A 19,559-nucleotide genomic window follows, 5' to 3' on the forward strand; every position below is an offset into this window, starting at 1 on the left:
AGCCTTTGATCGCCGTCAATGCCGCAGGGCGTGCCCCGGCGCAGCATCAGCCTGTTCACGGGCGACGGGGTGGGGATCATGCATGCTCCGGCTGACGTTGCCGCCGCGCAGGCGGGTTCCAAAGAGCATTCGCACTTGCGCATATACGACGAGTTGCGTATAGAATTTTCAGAAATTTCTGAAATTGATGCTTGGATGCACGGTCATGAACCTTCCTCCCCTCGTCCAGTCCTTCGTGCTGCATTTCGGCGAGATGGGCAGCCGCTGGGGCATCAATCGCACGGTCGGGCAGATCTATGCGCTGCTCTATGTTTCGCCTCAGCCGCTCTGCGCCGACCAGATCGTCGAGGCGCTCGGCATCTCTCGCTCCAACGTCTCCATGAGCCTGCGCGAATTGCAGGCGTGGAATCTCGTCCTGCTCAAGCACCGGCCTGACGACAGGCGCGACTTCTTCACGACGCCGGACGATGTCTGGCAGATCCTGCGGACGCTCGCCGAGGAGCGCAAGAAGCGCGAGATCGACCCCACCCTGTCGGTCTTGCGCGAGATCCTGATGCAGAAGCCGGGCAATGACGACGAGCGCTTCGCCCAGGAACGCATGGCCGAGATGCACGGGCTGATCGAGCGCCTGACGACCTGGTACGACGACGTCAAGCAGCTCGACACCGACCGGCTCGCCATGCTGCTCGGCCTCGGCTCCCGTGTGACCAAGTTCCTCGAAGCCAAGGACAGGATCGTGTCCATCGCCCGCCGGAAACCGGCGGCCCGCGAACGCAGGGAATAGAGATGACACGGGCCGGCACGATCAGCACCGCTCCGGCGACCGCCCGGCGCAGCGCCATTCTTCCGGTGGGCGACGACCGTGCCGTCGTGCAGGGGGCGGGTGCCGGTGCAAGCCATGCCGCCAGTCGCGCGCAGCGACGTGCTGCGACGCGCACGGGCGCGATGTTCCAGGCGGCGGCCTCTCTCCTGTGGATCCCGCAGGCCGGGTTGCTCGCTTGGTCGGTCGCGGACATCGCCGGCGGCAGCGGTGTCGACGCCATTCTCGTCAATGCGGCCGGCGTGCTGCTCATCGGCATCCTGCGTGCGCTCCTCGATGCGCTCGGCGGCCGCATGGCCTTTCGCCAGGCGCGGGCCGTGCTCGCGGAGCGGCGCCGCGAGGCCGTGGCCGCGCTCGCTGCACGCTCCCCGGTCGATATCGGCCGCCCGGCGGCTGGCCTCGCCGCGAGCACGCTTGCCGAACAGGCCGAGGCCATCGTGCCCTATCTTTCGCGCTTCCAGCCGGCGCGGCTGCGGGCGAGCATCGTGACGGTCGCCATCCTTCTCGTCGTGCTTGCCTGGTCCTGGGCCGCGGCGCTCGTGCTCCTCGTCGCCGCGCCGCTGATCCCCGTCTTCATGGCGCTCGTCGGCTGGCGTGCGAAAGCCGCGAGCGAGGCGCAGCTCGTCGAGCTCGGCGGCATGAACGCCTTCCTGCTCGACCGGCTGCGTGGTCTTGCCACCATACGCTCGCTCGATGCCGTGGATGCCACGGCGCAGCGGCTCAGGGCGGATGCCGAGAGCCTGCGCATCAGGACCATGGCCGTGCTGCGTATCGCCTTCCTGTCCTCCGCGGTGCTCGAGCTTTTCGCCGCCCTCGGCGTCGCCATGGTCGCCGTCTATGTCGGCTTCCACCTCCTCGGCCAGTTGCCGTTCGGCACCTGGGGCGATCGGCTCACGCTCGGGGAGGGGCTCTTCATCCTCCTGCTCGCGCCCGCCTTCTTCGAGCCGCTGCGCGACCTGTCCGCCGTCTGGCACGACCGGGCCGCGGGCGAGGCGGCGCTCGATGCGCTTGCGCGCCTGTCGCAGAAGGGCTGCGACCTGCCCGACGCCGAACATGTGCACCTGTCCTCTCGGCCGGAGGCCGGCGCTGCGCCATCGGTCCGCATCGAGAAGCTGCGCTTCGGCCATACCGGGCGCGGCGAGCCGGTCTTCGACGATTTCAACCTCGTGGTGGCGCCGGGCGAGCGCGTTGCTCTGCTGGCGCCGAGCGGCGGCGGCAAGTCGACGCTCATCGCCCTTCTGGCCGGGCTCGTGGCGCCCGAGAGCGGCCGCATCCTCATTGCCGGCGAGGCCCTCACGGCCCGGAGTGCCGGGCGCCTGCGCCGCCGCATGGCCTGGATCGGCCAGCGCCCGCATGTCTTCGCGGGATCGCTCGCCGCCAATGTCACGCTCGGCCGGGACGGGATCGGCCGGGATGCGGTCGAGGACGCGCTTGCTCTCGCCGGCCTCGCCGAGGTGGCGAAGCGGCGGGGCGCGGCGCCGGTCGGCGAGAACGGCGTCGGCCTGTCGGGCGGGGAGGCTTCACGCCTTGCCCTCGCGCGCGTCGCGGTGACGCCGGAGGCCGGCCTCATCCTTGCCGACGAGCCGACCGCCCATCTCGACAGCGTGACTGCCGCGAGCATCACCGAGGCGCTGATCCGGCTCTCCGCGGGACGGACGCTGATCGTGGCGACGCACGATCCGGTGCTCGCCGCCCGCATGGATAGGGTCGTCCATCTCTCCGCGACACGCCTGGAGGACGCCGCATGACCGGGCTTGTGCGCCAGCTCCGTCCCGTCGCCGGGCTCTTCCTCTCCGGCAGCCGTGCCATGCTGATCGCAGGCGTCTTGCTGTCGGTCGCCACGGCCCTCTGCGGCATCGCGCTTCTCGGCCTCTCCGGCTGGTTCATCACCGCGACCGGGATCGCGGGCCTCTCGGCCGCCACGGCGCTCGCCTTCGACGTCTTCGTACCGTCCGCCGGCATCCGCTTCCTTGCGCTCGCGCGGACCGCGTCCCGCTACGGCGAGCGGCTGACGACACATGACGCTACGCTCGCCGTGCTCGCCGCGCTGCGTGAGCGCCTGTTCCGCGGCTGGGCGCAGCCCGGTGCCGCGCGGGACCTCGTCAAGCGGCCGGCGCGCCTCCTGTTCCGCCTGACGCTCGACATCGACGCGCTCGATTCGCTCTATCTGCGTGTCATCGTGCCCATCATCGGCGCTTGTGCCGTCGCCCTTGCGGCGGGCGTCGTGCTCGGGCTGATGCAGCCGCTCCCCGGCTTGTCTGCCGCCGGCTTCCTCATCCTTGCCGGCGCCGGCCTGCCGGCCGCCGCGGCCGTGGCGGCGCGGCGGCCCGCGCGGCGCCGCGCCCATGGGCTCGAGGTGCTGCGCTCGCGCGCCATCGACCTCGTGAGCGGTCAGACCGAATGGATCATGGCCGGGCGGCTCGCCGCGCGGCAGGATGGCCTTGCCGCCGCCGACCGCTACCTGTCCGAGAGCGACGATGCGCTGAACCGCATCGAGGTGCGCACCGGCGCCGGTTTCGCCGTCGCGGGGGCGTTGCTTCTGGCCGGCACCCTCGTCGCGGTCGCGCTGCTGGCCGAAAGCGGCACCATCGGCGCGCCGGTCGCGGCGCTCGGCCTCCTGGTGACTCTTGCGGCGATGGAGCCCTTCGCAGCGCTGCGGCGGGGCGCGGTCGAACTCGGCCGCACGCTCATCGCGGCCGGACGGATCGCGCCGCGGCTCGCTTCGCCCTTGGAAGCAGCAGGCCCCGTCGCGCCGCCCGCCGGCGTCGCCGCCCGCCTCGAGGACGTCACGGTGCGGTATCCGGGTGCCGCGAGGCCGGCTCTCGACGCCATCACGCTCACCATCGGCGAGGGCGAGCGCATCGCGCTCATCGGTGCGAGCGGTGCCGGCAAGTCGACCTTGCTCGGCCTGCTGGCCGGCGAGGTCGCTCCGCAGGCCGGCCAGGTCGCGCGCCGCGCGGCGACGCTGCTCACCCAGCGCACCGAGCTGTTCCAGGACACATTGCGCGACAACTTGCGCCTCGCCGACCCGCGGGCGGACGATGCCCGCCTGATCGAGGCGCTCGACGCCGCCGGCCTCCGGGACGACACCGAGGCACTGCCGAACGGGCTTGACACCCGTCTCGGCGAGGGCGGCCACGGCCTGTCGGGCGGTCAGGCGCGGCGGCTCGCCTTCGCGCGGCTGCTGTTGCGCCCGACGCCGCTCTGGCTCCTCGACGAGCCGACCGAAGGGCTCGACGGGATGACGGCACGCGACGTTCTCGCCCGTCTTGGCGGAAGCGCCGGAGACCGGACGATCGTCGTCGCGACGCATATCAGGCGCGAGGCGGAGGCTGCGGAGCGCCTCGTCATCATGGATCGGGGGACCATCGCCGCCATCATCGCCCGTGGCGAGCCCGGCTTTCAGGCCGCGCTCGCCACGCTGCGACCCGACTGACGGTATTCGACCGCAGCAAGGCGCCGCCCGCCGGTGACGCCGCAAGCACAGGGGGCCCGGGCAAGCCGGACTTGACGTCAAATGGAACTCGACATCGTCGCCCTATCGCGGCTGCAGTTCGCGATGACCGCGCTCTACCACTTCCTCTTCGTGCCCTTGACGCTCGGCCTTTCCGTGCTGCTCGCCATCATGGAAACGGTCTATGTCATGACCGGCCGCCCGATCTGGCGCCAGATGACGAAATTCTGGGGCACGCTGTTCGGCATCAACTTCGTGCTCGGCGTCGCCACCGGCATCGTCATGGAATTCCAGTTCGGCATGAACTGGAGCTATTACAGCCACTACGTCGGTGACATCTTCGGCGCGCCGCTCGCCATCGAGGGCCTGATGGCCTTCTTCCTCGAGGCGACCTTCGTCGGGCTGTTCTTCTTCGGCTGGGACAAGCTGTCGAAGGTCGGGCACCTGATGACGACCTGGGCCGTGGCGCTCGGCTCCAACTTCTCGGCGCTGTGGATCCTGATCGCCAACGGCTGGATGCAGAACCCGGTCGGGTCGGCCTTCAATCCCGAGACGATGCGCATGGAAGTGACCGACTTCTTCGCGGTGCTGTTCAACCCCGTCGCGCAGGCCAAGTTCGTGCATACGGTTTCGGCCGGCTACGTCACCGCCGCCATCTTCGTGCTCGGCGTTTCGGCCTGGTATCTCCTCAAGGGCCGGCATGCGGAGCTCGCCAAGCGTTCGATGACCGTGGCCGCGTCCTTCGGCCTCGCCGCCTCGCTGTCGGTCGTCGTGCTGGGGGACGAGAGCGGCTATCTCTCCACCGAGCACCAGAAGATGAAGCTCGCCGCCATCGAGGGCATGTGGGAGACGGAGCCGGCGCCCGCTGCCTTCACCCTCGTCGGCTTTCCCGACCAGAAGGCGCGCGAGACCCATTATGCGATCAAGATCCCGTGGGTGATGGGGCTCATCGGCACCCGCTCGCTCACGCAGGAGATCCCGGGCATCGACGAACTCGTCACGCGGGCCGAGGCGCGTATCCGGCAAGGCATCGCGGCCTTCGACGCCCTGCAGCAGATCCGCGCCGCCGGCGGGGCGGACAAGGTCACGTCGGAGGTCCGTCAGGCCTTCGAGAACAACGGCCATGACCTGGGCTATGCGCTGCTCCTCAAGCGCCATGTCGACGATCCGCGCGAGGCGAGCGAGGCCGACATCAGGCAGGCGGCCTGGGACATGGTTCCGCACGTGCCGACGCTGTTCTGGTCCTTCCGCATCATGGTCGGGCTCGGCTTCTTCTTCATCGGCCTGACGGCGCTTTTCTTCTACCTGTCGGCGCGGCGCCGGCTGGACCGCTATCCCGGGCTGCTGCGCCTTGCGGTCTTCGCCATACCGCTGCCGTGGATCGCGGCCGAGCTCGGCTGGATCGTGGCGGAGTTCGGCCGGCAGCCGTGGATCATCGAGGGTGTGCTGCCGACAGCCGCTGCTGTCTCGAGCCTCGGCGCCTCGACGGTGCTGATGACGATCATCGGCTTCGCTCTGATCTACACGGTCCTCATCGTCATCGAGATGGCCCTGATGGTCCGCGCGATCCGCAAGGGCCCGGAGGCAGACGACGAACCGGAGGCCGAACTCGTTCCCCAGTCTCTCGTCGCTGCAGAGTGAGCGCCATGATTCTGCATCAACTCATCGACTACGAAACCCTGCGTGTCGTCTGGTGGCTGCTGCTCGGCGTTTTGCTGATCGGCTTTGCCGTGATGGACGGCTTCGACCTCGGCACGGCCACGCTGCTGCCCTTCGTCGCGAAGACGGACGTGGAGCGGCGCGTCGTCATCAATGCCGTCGGTCCCGTCTGGGAAGGCAACCAGGTCTGGCTGATCCTCGGCGGCGGCGCCATCTTCGCTGCCTGGCCGCCGCTCTATGCCGTGTCTTTCTCGGGCTTCTACCTCGCGATGTTTGCGATCCTCTTCGCGCTCATTCTGCGCCCGGTGGGCTTCAAGTACCGCTCGAAGCGCGACAGCGCGGTCTGGCGGGCCGGATGGGACTGGGCCCTCTTCGTCGGCGGCTTCGTGCCCGCGCTCGTCATGGGGGTCGCTGTCGGCAACGTCCTTCTGGGCGTGCCCTTCCGGTTCGATCCGGACCTGCGCATCTTCTACGAAGGAACGACGCTCTTCGAGTTGCTCAACCCCTTCGGCCTCCTGTGCGGGCTCCTCTCTGTCGCCATGCTCGTCATGCACGGCGGCGCTTGGCTCGTGCTGAAAAGCGAGGGTCCGGTCGCCGAACGCTCGCGCATCTGTGGCAGCATCGCTGCCTTCGTCACGATCGTCCTCTTCGCGCTCGGCGGACTGTGGCTGTGGCTCGGCGTTGACGGCTACCGGATCACCAGCGAGATCGCCACGACCGGTGCCTCGAACCCGCTCGCCAAGACCGTCGAGCAGGCTCCCGGTGTCTGGTTCGAGAACTACGGCCGCCATTCCTGGATGATGCTCGCGCCGGTCCTCGGCTTCGCCGGCGCGCTCGGCAGCCTCGCCTTCTTCAAGGCGCGGCGCGAGGTTTCGGCGCTGCTGGCCTCGTCGGTGGCGATCCTCGGCATCATTTCGACGGTCGGGCTGTCGATGTTTCCGTTCATCCTGCCCTCGTCGATCGATCCGCGGTCGAGCCTGACGGTGTGGGATGCCTCCTCGAGCCATCTGACGCTCTTCATTATGCTCGTGGTCACCGCGATCTTCGTGCCGCTCGTCGTCGCCTATACGACGTGGGTCTACCGCATCCTCTGGGGCAAGGTGGACGCCAAGGCGATCAGCGACGGCAGCGGCCACGCCTATTGAATGGAGAGTGCAATGTGGTACTTCGCCTGGCTTCTTGGCCTGCCGCTCGCAGCTGCCTTCGCCGTGCTCAATGCCATGTGGTACGAGCTCATGGACGATGCGGCGAAGGCGCGGATGGAGCCCATCCGCGCCACGGACGGCGAGCGACCGTCCCGCTGAACGCGAGGAGACGCCGCCCTCGGGCGGCGTCTTGCCGTTGGTGGCCGGCCGAAGCTCAGCTATAGGGCGACCAGCACGGCTGGCGCGGGCCGTCATGTGGCTGGTAGCTGTTGTCGTACGCGCGGTAGGACCGATAGTGGGCGTAGCACCAGCGGATGTGCGCCGCCGGCAGGGGCGGCGTGAGCGCCCGGCCGGCCGCAACCCCTGCGGCGAAGGCGGCCGACGGGAACCAGTAGCCGTTGTGGTACCGGTAGCCGGGGCGGGCCACCACGAAGCCGCGGTAGCCGTTATAGTAATAGATGCCGCCGACGGCGTAGAAGCCGCGGCGATGCACGATCCTCTCGACGAGATCGGGCTCCGCGACCGAAACGAGCGTGGATGCGCCGGCGGCGAACGCGGACGGCGTGGCGGCGGCCGGCGTCACCGCCGAAACGAGCGCGAGCGCGGCGGCGCGGACGGCTGTGAGCAGCCTGTGTCTCATTGGATCTCTCGGTGCTGTGGCTTGTGAGGCAGGGACTGGGCTAACGCCTGAGCGCCCGCAGTTCGGAAAGCGACAGCGCGCGGTCGCCATCCGCGTCGGCACCCCGCAGGCGATCGGGAACGAAGCGGGCGAACTCCTCCCGCGAGATGCGGCCGTCGCCGTTCGCGTCCATGCGCTCTGCCCTTGCCTCGAGCCCTTCCAGCGATGCCGCCTGGAACCTGCCGGCATCCTTCAGGCGCGCGGCTGCCGCCTTCTTTTCCTCTGGGTCGAGGAAGCCGTTGCCGTTGCGGTCCATGCTGTCGAAGAACCGTGCGCGCGCTTCCGCGATCTCCGAGAATTGCAGTGCCCTGTCGCCGTTGCGGTCCATCTGCCTGAACATCTGACGGGGTCCGGGGCTATCGAAGGCGCAGGCGCTGCCCGGAAAGAGCACCAGCATCGCCGCTGCGAGAGCTTTCCACTTCATGCCGATCTCCGTTCGTGAGGAGCGCTGCAGCGCTCCGACGACGGTTCTACGCAGGCTGGCGGGCGCTCCTACGCGGCGCGCATGGTTTCGCTTGGGCGCGTAGGACGAGACGTCGCGGGCCGTATTGGTCGAGGCTGGCGCAGTTGCGGATGCGCGGCAGGAACGGAAGGAACCTCGCCATGAACACGCTGATGAAGATGGTCCTTATGGCCCTCGCAACCCTGGGCACGACAACCCTCGCGGTATCACAGACCCGCCCGGCGGATATGCGGTTCATCGAACGTCTCGACGCCGATGGCGATGGCGTCCTGTCGCGGAACGAGGTCGCCACGGCGCGGCAGCGTCTCTTCGCGCGCTTCGACCGCGACGGCGACGGTGCGATCGATGACAGGGAGATCGAAGCCCTGCGCGACGCCGTCATGGATCGCGCGGTCGCCCTGCAGGCGCGTCTCGGCCGCGCGTGGCGGCGGATGGATACGAACGGCGACGGCCGGGTCTCGGCAGAGGAATTCCGCGCCCGGACGATCCTGTTCGATGTTGCCGACCGCGACGGCGACGGCCGGCTGTCGTCCGCCGAAATCGCCTTCATGCGCGACCTCATCCTCGGCCGTCGCGGTTGACGACGGACCTTTTCCGACGGCCACTGTCACGTTCAGGGAGAGCCTCCATGCGTTTCTCAGCCACGACTGTCCCGGTCCGGCTCTGTCTTGCCGTTCTCGGCCTCGTCGCGACGGCCGGGGTCGCGCCCGCAGCGGAATGGACGCGCGGCACCGTCCACGGGGGTCAGCTTAGCCGCCATGTCACCGGCGACGGCCTCGTCTACAGCGGCCAGACGACACGCGTCGGCCCGAACGGCGGTACCTATACCTCGAGCGCGACGTGCCTCAACGGCGTCGTCGACCGCTGCCGCCGGAGCTACACCGCGATCGGGCCGGCCGGCCGGACCTATTCCGGCGAGCGGGCGAGCGCGCGTGGGCCGTTCCGGGTGCGCTCGGTCGGCCGCATCACGGGTCCCGACGGCGGCGTTGCCGTCGGCGGCCACCGCCGTTGGAGGTGAGGTGGGGTGGAGCGGGTGCAGGCGCCCGATGCCGTGGAGACGCCGGGACAGGGCGAGGATGAGCGTCTACTCGCCCGCATCGCGGCTGGTGAGCAGGTGGCGCTCGTCCGGCTCATCGATCGGCATGGGCGCGGCCTTCGCCTCTTCGCCACGCGCTATCTCGGCAGCGCGGACGACGCCGAGGACGTGGTGCAGGACGTGTTCGTCACGGTGTGGAAACGCGCTGGGCGGTTCGATCCCGCAAGGGGGCGGGCGACGACCTGGCTCTACCGGATCGCCGCCAACCGCTGCATCGACATGCGCCGGTGGCGCAGCCTGCGTGTCTTCATCGGCCTCGACGAGGTGGCGGAGACGCTGCCGGCGGCCGGTGTCGACGCCGACATGCGCCTCGCGGCGCGGCAGGAGCTCGCGGCAGTGCGCCATGGCCTCGCGCGTCTGCCCGAGCGCCAGCGCATGGCGCTGCTGCTGCGCGCCGTGGCCGATCTCGACGTTCCGGCCATCGCCGAAGTCATCGGATCGAGCACCGGGGCGGTCGAGCAACTGCTCGTGCGGGCGCGGCGCACGCTGCGCGAACACACGACGGACGTGCGCGCAGACAACAAGCAAGAAGAAGGGAGATTGCGATGAACAGGGATGATTTCGAGCAGCTTCGGCGCCGCTTCGGCGAGGATGTGGCCGCATGGCCGCCGCCATACCGGCAGGAGGCAAGGTCCTTTCAGGAGGACAACGGCACCGACGACGACCTCGACCGCCTGCTGCGCGCAGCTATTGACGCCCCGGCCGACGAGCGGGCGCTGGCGCGCAAGGTCCTGTCGCGGATCGAGGGATCGCGCCGGCCGGCTCATGTCCTGTCCGCCTCCTTGCGGCATATGCCCTCTTCCGCCGTCGCCGCTTGCCTGGCACTGGTCCTCATGGTGGCCGCCGCCGCAGGCTATCGGCTCGGCGAACGGGGCCCGGAGGCGGCGAACGACACACTTCTCGCATTTGCGGCGGGCGAGCCGTCTGGCCTCGACGATATCGTAGAGAGCCTTGGATCTGTCGGAGACGAACTGTGAAACGAGTGGTCCCGATCCGGCTTCTTCTGGTCGCTGGCCTTGCGATCTCGCTCATCGCGAATGTCTTCCTCGTCGGCTTCATCGTCAGGGGCGAGCGTCAGGCGCGTGGCGCGGGTTTCCTCGCCGAGAGCATTGCCGCGGCCTATCCTGAGGAGATACGCGCCGGCTTCCGCCGTCAGCTGCGAGACAACCGGCCACGCGTGCTGACCGCCCTGCGTGACGTGCGCGATGCGAGGCGCACCCTTGCCGCGGCGGCCAATGCGACGCCACTCGACGAAAAGACGGTGGAGCGGGCGATGGAGGACGTGCGCACAGCGACGGACGCACTGCAGCGGCTCATGCAGGATCTTCTTCTTCAGACGCTGCGCGCCCGACAGGACGCGGGCAGGCCCTGACGGGCGCATTTGCAGATCGTCACGCGCCATGGTCCCGCGGAGCGGCCGCAGCCTGTCGTGCATGAAAAACAGTCCGCACGATGCGGACGGCCTCACGCCCACCCGCGGCATCTGCCGGGGCCATTGATCCCGGTCAAGAGCGCGCCGCGTGCGTTCCTTTAGTCTTCGGTGCCGATGCCTGCCAGCGCTACCGCGCGGCTGTCATCGCCGTCGGCCCACCGCGCCTGATCCCGCGGCGGGCATTGCAGGGGAGCCCGACGCATGCGCAGCCTGACTTCTGCATCCCATGCCATGTCGTCGGCCCATCCTGCCGAGCGCGGCGTCTCAGGGGAGCAGGCCGTGCTGGACTTCGACCGGGCTTGGCATGCCGTCACGCCGGCGGAGGCACTGCAGGCGACCGGATCGTGTCCGGACGGCCTCAGCGAGGCGGAGGCGGCGCGGCGGCTCGAACGCTTCGGTCCCAACCGCCTGCCCCAGGGGCAGCGGCGCAGCGTTCTGATGCGTTTCCTGCTGCAGTTTCACAACCTGCTCATCTACGTGCTTCTTGGCGCGGCCGTGCTTGCGGCGATGATCGGCCACGAGACCGACGCTCTCGTCATCGCCGCCGTCGTCGTCGTGAATGCGATCATCGGCTTCGTCCAGGAGGGGCGCGCGGAGCAGGCGCTCGGGGCGATCCGCGCGATGATCGATCCGCACGCCTCCGTGATCCGCGATGGCCGGCGTCTGACGATCCCGGCGGACGAGGCGGTGCCGGGCGACATCGTCCTGCTCGAGGCGGGCGATCGGGTGCCGGCGGACCTGCGCCTCGTCAAGGCGCGCAGCCTGCGTGTGGACGAGGCAATTCTCACGGGCGAATCCATTCCGGTCGACAAGGCCCTGGACCCCGTCGACCTCGATGCAGCCCTCGGCGATCGCGTCTCCATGGCCTTCTCCGGCACCTTCGTCACTGCCGGCCAGGGCACGGGCGTCGTCGTTGCGACGGGCGCAGCGACGGAACTTGGCCGCATCGGCACGATGATCGGTGCTGTCGAGCAGCTCACCACGCCGCTCGTGCGCCAGATGGATGAGTTTGCACGGCAGGTTTCGGCCGTGGTGCTCGGCGTCGCGGCCCTCGTCTTCGGCTATGCCGTGCTCGTCCAGTCCCATGATCTCGACGATGCCTTCATGGCGGTGGTGGGCCTTGCCGTTGCAGCCATTCCGGAGGGTCTGCCGGCCGTCATGACGATCACGCTCGCCGTGGGCGTGCAGCGCATGGCTCGCCGCAACGCCATCATCCGCCGCCTCCCGGCCGTAGAGACGCTGGGCTCGGTCTCCGTGATCTGTTCGGACAAGACGGGCACCCTGACCCGCAACGAGATGATGGTAAGCGCGGTTGTGACTGCCGACCATGAGATCAGAGTCGACGGCACGGGCTACCGGCCCGAGGGCAACTTCCGGGCGAAGGATGGGCGCGAGCTCGATCCGGCCGCCGATCCGGTGCTGGAGGAACTGTCGCTTGCGGCCTTGCTGTGCAACGACGCGCAACTGCGGCGGCGTGACGGGGACTGGATCGTCGACGGCGATCCGATGGAAGGGGCGCTGGTGTCGCTCGCCATGAAGGCGGGGCACGACACAGCCGCGGCGCGCGCCGGCTTCACCCGCCTCGACGAGGTGCCGTTCGATTCCCGCCACCGCTACATGGCAACCTTGCACGCCCGAAACGGGCACCCGCCCGTCGCCTATGTCAAGGGTGCGCCCGAACGCATCGTCGCCATGGCCTCGCGCGTGGCGACCCTCGAGGGCGAAGAGCCGATCGATCGCACGGCCTGGCACAGCCGGATCGATGCCCTAGCGGCCGACGGGCAGCGCGTCATCGCACTCGCACGCCGGACGATGGACGCCGGCGCCCGTGCACTGGCGTCGGACGATGTCGAGCACGACCTGACGCTGCTCGGCCTCGTCGGGCTGATCGATCCGCCGCGCCCGGAGGCGATGGCCGCCATCGCCGAATGCCGGGCGGCCGGCATCAAGGTCAAGATGATCACGGGTGATCACGCGGCGACTGCGCGCGCCATCGCGCTCCAGCTCGGTCTCGCGGACGATCCGAAGGCCGTGACCGGCCAGGATCTCGACGCCGCCAGCGCGGACGATTTCGACAGGTACACGCGCGAGGCCACCGTCTTCGCCCGAACCAGCCCCGAGCACAAGCTGCGTCTCGTGGAGGCGCTGCAGCGGGACGGCTCCATCATCGCCATGACTGGCGACGGCGTGAACGACGCCCCGGCCCTGAAACGGGCGGATGTCGGCGTCGCCATGGGCGGCAAGGGCACGGAAGCGGCAAAGGAGGCGAGCGAGATGGTCCTCGCCGACGACAACTTTGCCTCCATCGTCGCGGCCGTGCGCGAGGGACGCACGGTCTACGACAATCTGACCAAGGTGATCGCCTGGACATTGCCGACGAACGGCGGCGAGGCCTTTACCATCATTCTCGCCATCCTGTTCGGCCTGACCCTTCCCATCACGCCGGTCCAGATTCTCTGGATCAACATGGTCACCGCGGTCGCGCTCGGCCTCACCCTCGCTTTCGAGCCGACGGAGCCTGACGCCATGCGGCGGCCGGCGCGCCCAGCCGGCCAACCCCTGCTGTCGGGGCGCCTCCTCTGGCGCATTCTCTTCGTTTCGGCACTGATGGTTGCCGGCACCTTCGGCATCTATGCGTGGGCGAGCGCCCGTGGCCTCTCCGTCGAGGCGGCACGCACGATGGCCGTCAACACCATCGTCGTGATGGAGATTTTCTATTTGTTCAGCGTCCGCTACGTACACGGCCCGTCGCTGACCCTCCAGGGCGTCCTCGGCACGCCCGCCGTGCTCATGGGTCTTGCGACCGTCGTCGTGGCGCAACTGGCCTTCACCTATCTGCCCGTCATGCAGACAGTCTTCGGCAGCAGTCCGGTATCCTTCACCGACGGGCTGGCGATCATCGCCGTCGGCATCGTGCTCCTCGTGATCGTGGAGGTCGAAAAGCGCCTCGTCTCCCGATAAGCCGAAGTAAGATGCGGGAAATGACGTAGGATCGAAGGAGAACAGTCAGCGGTCCGACAGCACGAGGCAGGGATCCGAGCTACATGGCTGACGTCGTTTTCCAGGAGATCGCATGGCTGCTGCTGGCAGCCGCCGCCGTCGGGTTATTGGGCGCAGTGCTGCGGCAGCCCGTCATCGTAAGCTTCATCGCCGTCGGCATCGCGGCGGCCGCGTTCTTCGACAGCAGTGCCGAGACGGCGAGCCAGATCCGTTTCCTGGCCGAACTCGGTGTGGCGCTTCTGCTGTTCCTCGTCGGCCTCAAACTCGACTGGCGCCTGATCAAGACCCTGGGGCCCGTCGCCCTGGCCACCGGTCTCGGTCAAGTCGCCTTCACCGCGGGCATCGGGTTCCTCATCGGCCTTGCGCTTGGGCTCGACTGGCTCACCAGCCTTTATGTGGCGGTCGCGCTGACCTTCTCCTCGACGATCATCGTGGTGAAGCTGCTGAGTGACAAGCGTGAGCTGGAGACGCTTCATGGCCGGATCGCTCTGGGTTTCCTGATCGTTCAGGACATCGTGGTGGTTATCGCGATGGTGGTCCTGTCCACGATCGGGATCGGCGCCGCTCAGGGTGGTAGCGGGCTCGGCGACCTCGCCATGGTGCTCGGTTCGCTCTTCGCGGTCGTGGTGCTGCTCGTCCTGTTCGTTCGCTATCTGGCCGATCCGCTGATGAGCCGTCTTGCCCGCACGCCGGAACTGCTCGTCATCGCCTCCATCGGATGGGCGGCCACGGCGGCCACCATCGGCGACACGATCGGTCTCGGCAAGGAACTCGGCGGCCTTGCCGCCGGCATCTCCATCGGCTCCACGCCCTATCGCGACATGGTTTCGGCGCGGCTTGCAGCCTTGAGGGACTTCCTGCTGCTGTTCTTCTTTCTGTCGATCGGTGCAACGCTGGAGCTTTCCACGCTCGGGGAGGACTTTACACGCGCCATCGTCTTCTCGCTGTTCGTGCTCGTCGGAAATCCACTGATCGTCATCCTGATCATGGCCTGGATGGGTTACCGCGCCCGCACGGGGTTCCTCGCGGGCCTCACGGTCGCGCAGATCTCGGAATTCTCGCTCATCTTCATAACCATGGGGCTCAGCCTCGGCCATGTCGATCAGTCCGCCGTGGGACTCGTCACCCTGGTAGGGCTCGTGACGATTGCGCTGTCCGTCTACATGATCACCTATTCCCATGAGCTCTATGTATGGGCGCGGCCGCTGCTGCGTCCGCTCGATCTCCGCGATGGGAGGGAAGTGGCCGCGGAAAACGACGAACAGCGGCCGGCCGTCGACGTCATCGTTTTCGGGCTCGGCCGCTTCGGTAGCCAGTTGCTGAGGCGCCTAGACGACGCCGGCTACAGCGTGCTCGGCGTGGATCTCGATCCGCAGGCCGTCCGGCGTCTGTCACACGAGGGCTGGCAGGTGCGCTACGGCGACGTTGCAGAACAGGAGTTCTGGTCCGAGTTGCCGCTGGTTCAGGCACGCTGGATCGTCCTGTCCGTTCCTTACGGCGCCATCCTTCTGACCGAGACGGATCCGCACAGCGGGCTGATCACGGCGATTCGTTCGCATCGGTTCGCAGGCCGGGTCGCCATCACCGCACGCGATGACGAGGAAGCGCGTCGCCTCAAGGAGAGCGGGGGCATCGACCTCGTTCTCTATCCCTTCGACGATGCTGCGACGGCGGCGGCCAAGCAGATCGCCGATCTCGACGAGGAATTGGCCAGCATGGTGGAGGAGGCGACGCCGACATGAAGACGATCGTGGCCGTTACCGACTTCTCGCAGCGCAGCGGCGTCGCGCTTCGGCGGGCGGCGGCCATCGCGGCAGGTGCCGGGGCCCGCCTGCTGCTTGTCCATGCCGTCGATGACGGGCTGCCCAGGCACATTCTCGATCACCGGGTCGCCGAGGCCGAGCAGACGATAGACCAGGAGGCGGCCACCGTCGGCGGCGTGAATGTCAGCTGCGAGGTGGTGGTTGGTGACGTCTTCTGGGCGCTGCATCGCGCAGCCACCCAGGCGCATGCCGACCTGATCGTAGCGGGCGACCATCGGCGCAGCCCGTTGCGCGACCTTTTCCGCGACACCACCGTCGAGCGGCTGATCCGCGTATCGGCCGTGCCGGTGCTCATCGTCCGGATCGACGGCGCGCCCTATCGCCACGCACTAGTGGGCGTCGAGAGCGACGAAGGGCCGGAACTCCTCCACGTGCTGGCCCGGTTTGGCACGGCCGCTCCGGGACGGGCGACGCTGCTGCATGCCGTCAGCGCCCCGGCCGAAGGGCTCTTGCACTATGCCGGTGTCGAACGGGAGATCCGCGACGACTATCGCGCGCGAATCGCTCAGGAGGCGCGCGCCCGCATCACGGCCGGTCTGAAGGGACACCGCATGCCGCTCGACATCAGGATTGTCGATGCGCCGCCGCGCTTGGCGATTGCGGATCTCGTCGAAAGTGCCGGCTGTGACCTGGTGGCCGTCTCCTCGCACGCGCGTCGCGCCGTCGCCCGCGGGTTGCTCGGCAGCGTCAGCTCTGAGCTGATCCGCCACGGATCGACGGACGTCCTCATCGTGCCGCGGATCGTCTCGCGATCGCGCGGGCTGTAGCATCGACGCCGCTCGGGCCGACGCGGGGCGATGGCAGCGTTCCTGCCAGCCGTTCAGCCTCCCGCAGCCGCGCGGGGCAGCACGAAGGGGGTTGCCGGCACGGCACCGACGCTCAGCCGGACATCGAAGACGTCGCGCAGGAGCGCGTCGGTCAGGACCGTCTCCGGGGAACCGTCGGCGAAGACGGCGCCGGCCTTCATCACAACCAGCCGATCGCCATAGGCGGCGGCAAGGTTGAGGTCGTGCAGGATGGCGAGCACGGCGACGCCCTCGCCGGCGAGGCGCCGGGCGTGCTCGAGCAGGGCGAGCTGATGCCTCAGGTCGAGACTCGCGACCGGCTCGTCGAGGAAGAGCGCGCGGTGCTTCTCGCGCCTGCCGCCGACCATGAGTTGGCCCAGCACGCGGGCGAACTGCACCCGCTGCTGCTCACCGCCGGAGAGGGTCTGGTAGTTGCGACCGGCGAGATGGCCGACATCGGCCGCAGCGAGCGCTCGGCGCATCATGTCCAGCCGCTCGGCCGCATTGCCAGCTCCGTCGAGCCCCAGGCGCACCACCTCGGCGACGGTAAACGGGAAGGCGAGCTGCGTGCTCTGCGGCAGCACGGCCCGTTTCGCGGCGAGGCGCCACGGCGGCATGGCGGCGACGGGCGTGTCGCCATAGACGACCGCGCCGCTCGCCGGCGCGACTTCTCCGGCAAGAACCCTGAGCAGCGTCGACTTGCCGGCGCCGTTCGGCCCGATGACGACGGTGAGCTCACCGGCAGCGAGTGCGAGGTCCATCGGCGCGAGGATCGTCCGGCCGGCGGCCTCGAGGCCGATGCCGGTGGCGGTGACGACGGCGGTCATAGGGCGAGGCTCCGGCGGCCGGTGAGCAGCAGCCAGAGGAAGAAGGGCGCGCCGATAGCCGCGGTGACGATGCCGATGGGCAATTCCGCGGGCTGGACGAGCGTGCGTGCCAGCATGTCCGACAGCACGAGCAGGATGCCGCCGAGGAGGGCGCTCGCAGGCAGGAGCACGCGGTGATCCGGCCCGATGGCGAGGCGCAGCAGATGCGGCACGACGATGCCGACGAAGCCGATGATGCCCGAGACGGCGACCGAGGCGCCGACGGCGACGGCGACGAGGAAGATCGCCACCTGCTTCACCCGCTCGACGGCGATGCCGAGGTGAAAGGCTTCCGCTTCACCCAGCGCGAGGGCGTTGAGCCCGCGGGCGAGGAACGGCACGGCGACGAGCACGGGCAGGATGGCCGGAGCGACCGTCGCCGTCTTCGCCCAGGTGGCGCCGCCAAGGCTGCCGAGGGACCAGAAGGTGAGATCGCGCAGCTGCCGGTCGTCACTGAGGAAGGTGAGCACACCCGTGAGCGCGCCGGCGAGAGCCCCGAGCGCAACGCCGGCGAGGAGCAGTGTCGCGACGGAGGTGCGGCCGGCGCGGGTCGCGATTCGATAGAGTGTGAAGGTGGTGAGAAGCGCCCCGCCGAAGGCCGCCATCGGCAAGGTGATGAAGGGCAGGGGGCCGGTCAGGGCGACCAGGCGCTCGCCGAGCACGATCATGCCGGCGGCGAAGAAGGCGGCCCCGGCGGAGACGCCGGCAAGCCCCGGATCGGCGAGCGGGTTGCGGAACAGCCCCTGCATCAGAGCGCCTGAGACGGCGAGCGATGCCCCAACGAGCACGCCGAGCAGGGTCCGTGGCAGGCGGATGCCGGCGACGACGAGCGCATCGCGCGCCATATCCTCCGGCACCGTTCCGGTGAGTACGGCGCGCAGAACCGCGACCACCCGGGAGGGAGCGAGGGCGAGCGCGCCGGTGCCGATGGACAGCCCCGAGACGATGACGACGCCGGCACCGAGCAGGAGGAACAGGATGAGCGTGCGCAGCCGACGCCGCGCTAGTGCGGCGTCGATCGCATCGCCAGTCATGTCGGCCGCGATGCTCACTGTGCCTTCTCGCTCGTCGCCAGCGCGGGATAGAAGGCGTGCATCAGCTCCCCGGCTGCTCGCGGCGTCCGCGGGCCGAAGCCGAGGATGAGTTGCCCGTCCATGGTCACGAGCGCCTGCCGGCTTGCCGCCGGCGTGCCGGCGAAGGCGGGCGCGGCGAAGACCTCCTCGGCGCGACCGGCCGCATGGCCGCCGTTGGCCATCATGACGATGACGTCCGGCGCCGCAGCGATGATGGCCTCGTCCGTCATCGGCTTGAAGCCCTCGATGGCGCCGGCTGCGTTCTCCGCACCCGCGAGGCGCAGGATCGCGTCGGCCGAGGTGGCGTGTCCGCCGACGAGCGGCCGGCCATTCTGCATGGCGAGGACGAAGAGGGCCTTGACTGGCTTCTCGATGCGCTCCCGCGTCGCCGCGAGGTCGGCGAAGCTGCGGCGCACCTCGGCGGCAAGCACATCGGCTTTCGCCTCCGTTCCGGTCAGCCGGCCGACGGTCTCGATCTTCCCCACGATCCCCTCGGGCGTCGGCTCATCCGGGAGTTGCGTGAAGGGCACGCCCGTCTCCTTGATCAGCCTGATCGCGTCGGGCGGCCCGGCATTGCCAATGGCGATGACGTGCGACGGGTTGAGCGCGATGATGCCCTCGGCCGACAGGGCGCGGACATAGCCGACGTTCGGCTTCTCCTTCAGCGCCTGCTCGGGAAATGTGCTGGTCGTGTCGACGGCGGCGATGCGCGCCTCGAGGCCGAGGGCGTAGAGGATCTCCGTGACGGCGCCGCCGACGGCGACGATACGGTTGCCGCCCGGCGGTTCGCCCGACAGCGCCAGTGCGAGCGGCGCGGGAGCGAGGAGGAGGGCGGCGGCCAGCAGGCCGTTCAAGGCGCGCCGTGACAGGAGGTGTTGCAGTCTGCCGGTCATGGCCGTCACTTCGTCAGGATGAGCTTGTCATTGGCCGTGATGCGCAGGTGATAGCGCTCGCCCTTGTGCAGAAGCACCACCTCGCGCCCGCCCGCGAAGAGCGAGCGTACATCGATAGCGGGCGGTTCGGCGGCCTTGAGCGGAGCCGGACTCGGCGCGGAAGGCAGGGATGACGTGGACATGGCGACGGCCGTTTCCTTTTAACTGTTCGAAAGGTTGTTTTGAACGATTCTCAACTTTACAGAAGTTTTGAATAGTACAAAACTACTGTGGTTTTGCTTCGATTGACGTGCATACACAAGGCGTATAGGAAGCGCAAATGCGCTCCTCGGCAGGAGCGCGACAGCGCCAGCCAGCCGGGGCCTCGAAGC

At 68.8% G+C, this 19,559-nt stretch carries 20 protein-coding genes; 14 read left to right on the forward strand and 6 right to left on the reverse strand.

The window, feature by feature from the left end; translation table 11 throughout:
* Window positions 1-205 precede the first annotated feature (205 nt).
* From BOQ54_RS18965 to cydX, 6 genes are all read left to right on the forward strand, one after another.
* Complete coding sequence (locus BOQ54_RS18965) at window positions 206-784, forward strand: GbsR/MarR family transcriptional regulator (protein WP_055458529.1); 579 nt, start codon at window positions 206-208, stop codon at window positions 782-784.
* A 2-nt stretch (window positions 785-786) separates the two neighbouring features.
* Entirely contained in the window at window positions 787-2,568 is a 1,782-nt protein-coding gene (cydD, locus tag BOQ54_RS18970) for a thiol reductant ABC exporter subunit CydD (protein WP_071924736.1), read from the forward strand.
* Complete coding sequence (gene cydC, locus BOQ54_RS18975; RefSeq protein WP_071924737.1) at window positions 2,565-4,256, forward strand: thiol reductant ABC exporter subunit CydC; 1,692 nt, start codon at window positions 2,565-2,567, stop codon at window positions 4,254-4,256. Before cydD ends, cydC begins: the two co-directional genes overlap by 4 nt.
* A gap of 81 nt (window positions 4,257-4,337) precedes the next feature.
* On the forward strand, window positions 4,338-5,915 hold the full coding sequence (locus BOQ54_RS18980) for a cytochrome ubiquinol oxidase subunit I (protein ID WP_055458526.1): 1,578 nt from the start codon (window positions 4,338-4,340) through the stop codon (window positions 5,913-5,915).
* A 5-nt stretch (window positions 5,916-5,920) separates the two neighbouring features.
* Window positions 5,921-7,078: a cytochrome d ubiquinol oxidase subunit II gene (gene cydB / locus BOQ54_RS18985; protein WP_063188672.1), complete on the forward strand. Its 1,158-nt coding sequence runs from the start codon at window positions 5,921-5,923 to the stop codon at window positions 7,076-7,078.
* Between the two features lie 12 nt (window positions 7,079-7,090).
* Window positions 7,091-7,237, forward strand: coding sequence for a cytochrome bd-I oxidase subunit CydX (gene cydX, locus BOQ54_RS18990; protein ID WP_055458525.1), 147 nt, complete (start codon window positions 7,091-7,093; stop codon window positions 7,235-7,237).
* Window positions 7,238-7,292: 55 nt separating this feature from the next.
* Here cydX and BOQ54_RS18995 read toward each other — a convergent pair whose 3' ends face one another.
* Both BOQ54_RS18995 and BOQ54_RS19000 read right to left on the reverse strand, forming a co-directional pair.
* A complete protein-coding gene (locus tag BOQ54_RS18995) occupies window positions 7,293-7,718 on the reverse strand; it encodes a BA14K family protein (RefSeq protein ID WP_063188670.1) in 426 nt (141 codons plus the stop codon).
* 40 nt (window positions 7,719-7,758) lie between these two features.
* Window positions 7,759-8,181 (reverse strand): EF-hand domain-containing protein, encoded by a 423-nt coding sequence (locus BOQ54_RS19000; protein WP_063188668.1) that lies wholly within the window; start codon window positions 8,179-8,181, stop codon window positions 7,759-7,761.
* Between the two features lie 179 nt (window positions 8,182-8,360).
* On the opposite strand from BOQ54_RS19000, the gene BOQ54_RS19005 reads away from it, so the two are divergent.
* The 8 genes from BOQ54_RS19005 (at window position 8,361) to BOQ54_RS19040 (ending at window position 16,338) form a co-directional block, all read left to right on the forward strand.
* Window positions 8,361-8,801 carry an EF-hand domain-containing protein gene (locus BOQ54_RS19005; protein WP_245316385.1) on the forward strand — a complete coding sequence of 147 codons (441 nt, stop codon included), beginning with the start codon at window positions 8,361-8,363 and terminating at the stop codon, window positions 8,799-8,801.
* A gap of 47 nt (window positions 8,802-8,848) precedes the next feature.
* Window positions 8,849-9,238 carry a hypothetical protein gene (locus tag BOQ54_RS19010; protein ID WP_063188666.1) on the forward strand — a complete coding sequence of 130 codons (390 nt, stop codon included), beginning with the start codon at window positions 8,849-8,851 and terminating at the stop codon, window positions 9,236-9,238.
* A 15-nt stretch (window positions 9,239-9,253) separates the two neighbouring features.
* Window positions 9,254-9,865 carry an RNA polymerase sigma factor gene (locus BOQ54_RS19015; RefSeq protein ID WP_245280490.1) on the forward strand — a complete coding sequence of 204 codons (612 nt, stop codon included), beginning with the start codon at window positions 9,254-9,256 and terminating at the stop codon, window positions 9,863-9,865.
* Complete coding sequence (locus tag BOQ54_RS19020) at window positions 9,862-10,293, forward strand: hypothetical protein (RefSeq protein ID WP_071924738.1); 432 nt, start codon at window positions 9,862-9,864, stop codon at window positions 10,291-10,293. The genes BOQ54_RS19015 and BOQ54_RS19020 overlap by 4 nt, the downstream gene beginning before the upstream one ends.
* Window positions 10,290-10,688 carry a periplasmic heavy metal sensor gene (locus BOQ54_RS19025; RefSeq protein ID WP_063188662.1) on the forward strand — a complete coding sequence of 133 codons (399 nt, stop codon included), beginning with the start codon at window positions 10,290-10,292 and terminating at the stop codon, window positions 10,686-10,688. The genes BOQ54_RS19020 and BOQ54_RS19025 overlap by 4 nt, the downstream gene beginning before the upstream one ends.
* Before the next feature lie 261 nt (window positions 10,689-10,949).
* Window positions 10,950-13,709, forward strand: coding sequence for a cation-transporting P-type ATPase (locus BOQ54_RS19030; protein WP_145979840.1), 2,760 nt, complete (start codon window positions 10,950-10,952; stop codon window positions 13,707-13,709).
* Between the two features lie 83 nt (window positions 13,710-13,792).
* Entirely contained in the window at window positions 13,793-15,490 is a 1,698-nt protein-coding gene (locus BOQ54_RS19035; protein WP_071924739.1) for a cation:proton antiporter, read from the forward strand.
* Window positions 15,487-16,338, forward strand: a complete 852-nt coding sequence (locus BOQ54_RS19040) for a universal stress protein (protein WP_063188657.1) — start codon at window positions 15,487-15,489, stop codon at window positions 16,336-16,338. The genes BOQ54_RS19035 and BOQ54_RS19040 overlap by 4 nt, the downstream gene beginning before the upstream one ends.
* Before the next feature lie 53 nt (window positions 16,339-16,391).
* Here the strand turns inward: BOQ54_RS19040 and BOQ54_RS19045 are convergent, their stop codons facing one another.
* From BOQ54_RS19045 to hemP, 4 genes are read right to left on the reverse strand one after another with little or no spacing between them, the layout of a single operon-like run.
* Window positions 16,392-17,183, reverse strand: a complete 792-nt coding sequence (locus BOQ54_RS19045) for a heme ABC transporter ATP-binding protein (RefSeq protein WP_071924740.1) — start codon at window positions 17,181-17,183, stop codon at window positions 16,392-16,394.
* The gene (locus BOQ54_RS19050) at window positions 17,180-18,256 is read right to left on the reverse strand and encodes a FecCD family ABC transporter permease (protein WP_071924807.1); all 1,077 of its coding nucleotides are present in this window, start codon (window positions 18,254-18,256) and stop codon (window positions 17,180-17,182) included. Before BOQ54_RS19050 ends, BOQ54_RS19045 begins: the two co-directional genes overlap by 4 nt.
* Before the next feature lie 14 nt (window positions 18,257-18,270).
* A complete protein-coding gene (locus tag BOQ54_RS19055; protein WP_055458990.1) occupies window positions 18,271-19,188 on the reverse strand; it encodes a heme/hemin ABC transporter substrate-binding protein in 918 nt (305 codons plus the stop codon).
* A gap of 5 nt (window positions 19,189-19,193) precedes the next feature.
* The gene (hemP, locus tag BOQ54_RS19060; protein ID WP_071924741.1) at window positions 19,194-19,370 is read right to left on the reverse strand and encodes a hemin uptake protein HemP; all 177 of its coding nucleotides are present in this window, start codon (window positions 19,368-19,370) and stop codon (window positions 19,194-19,196) included.
* Window positions 19,371-19,559: the final 189 nt, after the last annotated feature.

Origin of the sequence: Chelatococcus daeguensis (genome assembly GCF_001887265.1) — a bacterium.
GTDB classification, from domain to species: domain Bacteria; phylum Pseudomonadota; class Alphaproteobacteria; order Rhizobiales; family Beijerinckiaceae; genus Chelatococcus_A; species Chelatococcus_A sambhunathii.

Excerpts from the sequence above, each read along its gene's own strand:
- cydD (WP_071924736.1), top strand. The coding sequence starts at position 787 with ATGACACGGGCCGGCACGATCAGCACCGCTCCGGCGACCGCCCGGCGC.
- BOQ54_RS19020 (WP_071924738.1), top strand. The coding sequence starts at position 9,862 with ATGAACAGGGATGATTTCGAGCAGCTTCGGCGCCGCTTCGGCGAGGAT.
- hemP (WP_071924741.1), bottom strand. The coding sequence starts at position 19,370 with ATGTCCACGTCATCCCTGCCTTCCGCGCCGAGTCCGGCTCCGCTCAAG.
- cydB (WP_063188672.1), top strand. The coding sequence starts at position 5,921 with ATGATTCTGCATCAACTCATCGACTACGAAACCCTGCGTGTCGTCTGG.
- BOQ54_RS19050 (WP_071924807.1), bottom strand. The coding sequence starts at position 18,256 with ATGACTGGCGATGCGATCGACGCCGCACTAGCGCGGCGTCGGCTGCGC.
- BOQ54_RS19045 (WP_071924740.1), bottom strand. The coding sequence starts at position 17,183 with ATGACCGCCGTCGTCACCGCCACCGGCATCGGCCTCGAGGCCGCCGGC.
- BOQ54_RS19000 (WP_063188668.1), bottom strand. The coding sequence starts at position 8,181 with ATGAAGTGGAAAGCTCTCGCAGCGGCGATGCTGGTGCTCTTTCCGGGC.
- BOQ54_RS19040 (WP_063188657.1), top strand. The coding sequence starts at position 15,487 with ATGAAGACGATCGTGGCCGTTACCGACTTCTCGCAGCGCAGCGGCGTC.
- BOQ54_RS19055 (WP_055458990.1), bottom strand. The coding sequence starts at position 19,188 with ATGACCGGCAGACTGCAACACCTCCTGTCACGGCGCGCCTTGAACGGC.
- BOQ54_RS19035 (WP_071924739.1), top strand. The coding sequence starts at position 13,793 with ATGGCTGACGTCGTTTTCCAGGAGATCGCATGGCTGCTGCTGGCAGCC.
- BOQ54_RS19010 (WP_063188666.1), top strand. The coding sequence starts at position 8,849 with ATGCGTTTCTCAGCCACGACTGTCCCGGTCCGGCTCTGTCTTGCCGTT.
- cydX (WP_055458525.1), top strand. The coding sequence starts at position 7,091 with ATGTGGTACTTCGCCTGGCTTCTTGGCCTGCCGCTCGCAGCTGCCTTC.
- BOQ54_RS18980 (WP_055458526.1), top strand. The coding sequence starts at position 4,338 with ATGGAACTCGACATCGTCGCCCTATCGCGGCTGCAGTTCGCGATGACC.
- BOQ54_RS19030 (WP_145979840.1), top strand. The coding sequence starts at position 10,950 with ATGCGCAGCCTGACTTCTGCATCCCATGCCATGTCGTCGGCCCATCCT.
- BOQ54_RS18995 (WP_063188670.1), bottom strand. The coding sequence starts at position 7,718 with ATGAGACACAGGCTGCTCACAGCCGTCCGCGCCGCCGCGCTCGCGCTC.
- BOQ54_RS19005 (WP_245316385.1), top strand. The coding sequence starts at position 8,361 with ATGAACACGCTGATGAAGATGGTCCTTATGGCCCTCGCAACCCTGGGC.
- BOQ54_RS18965 (WP_055458529.1), top strand. The coding sequence starts at position 206 with ATGAACCTTCCTCCCCTCGTCCAGTCCTTCGTGCTGCATTTCGGCGAG.
- cydC (WP_071924737.1), top strand. The coding sequence starts at position 2,565 with ATGACCGGGCTTGTGCGCCAGCTCCGTCCCGTCGCCGGGCTCTTCCTC.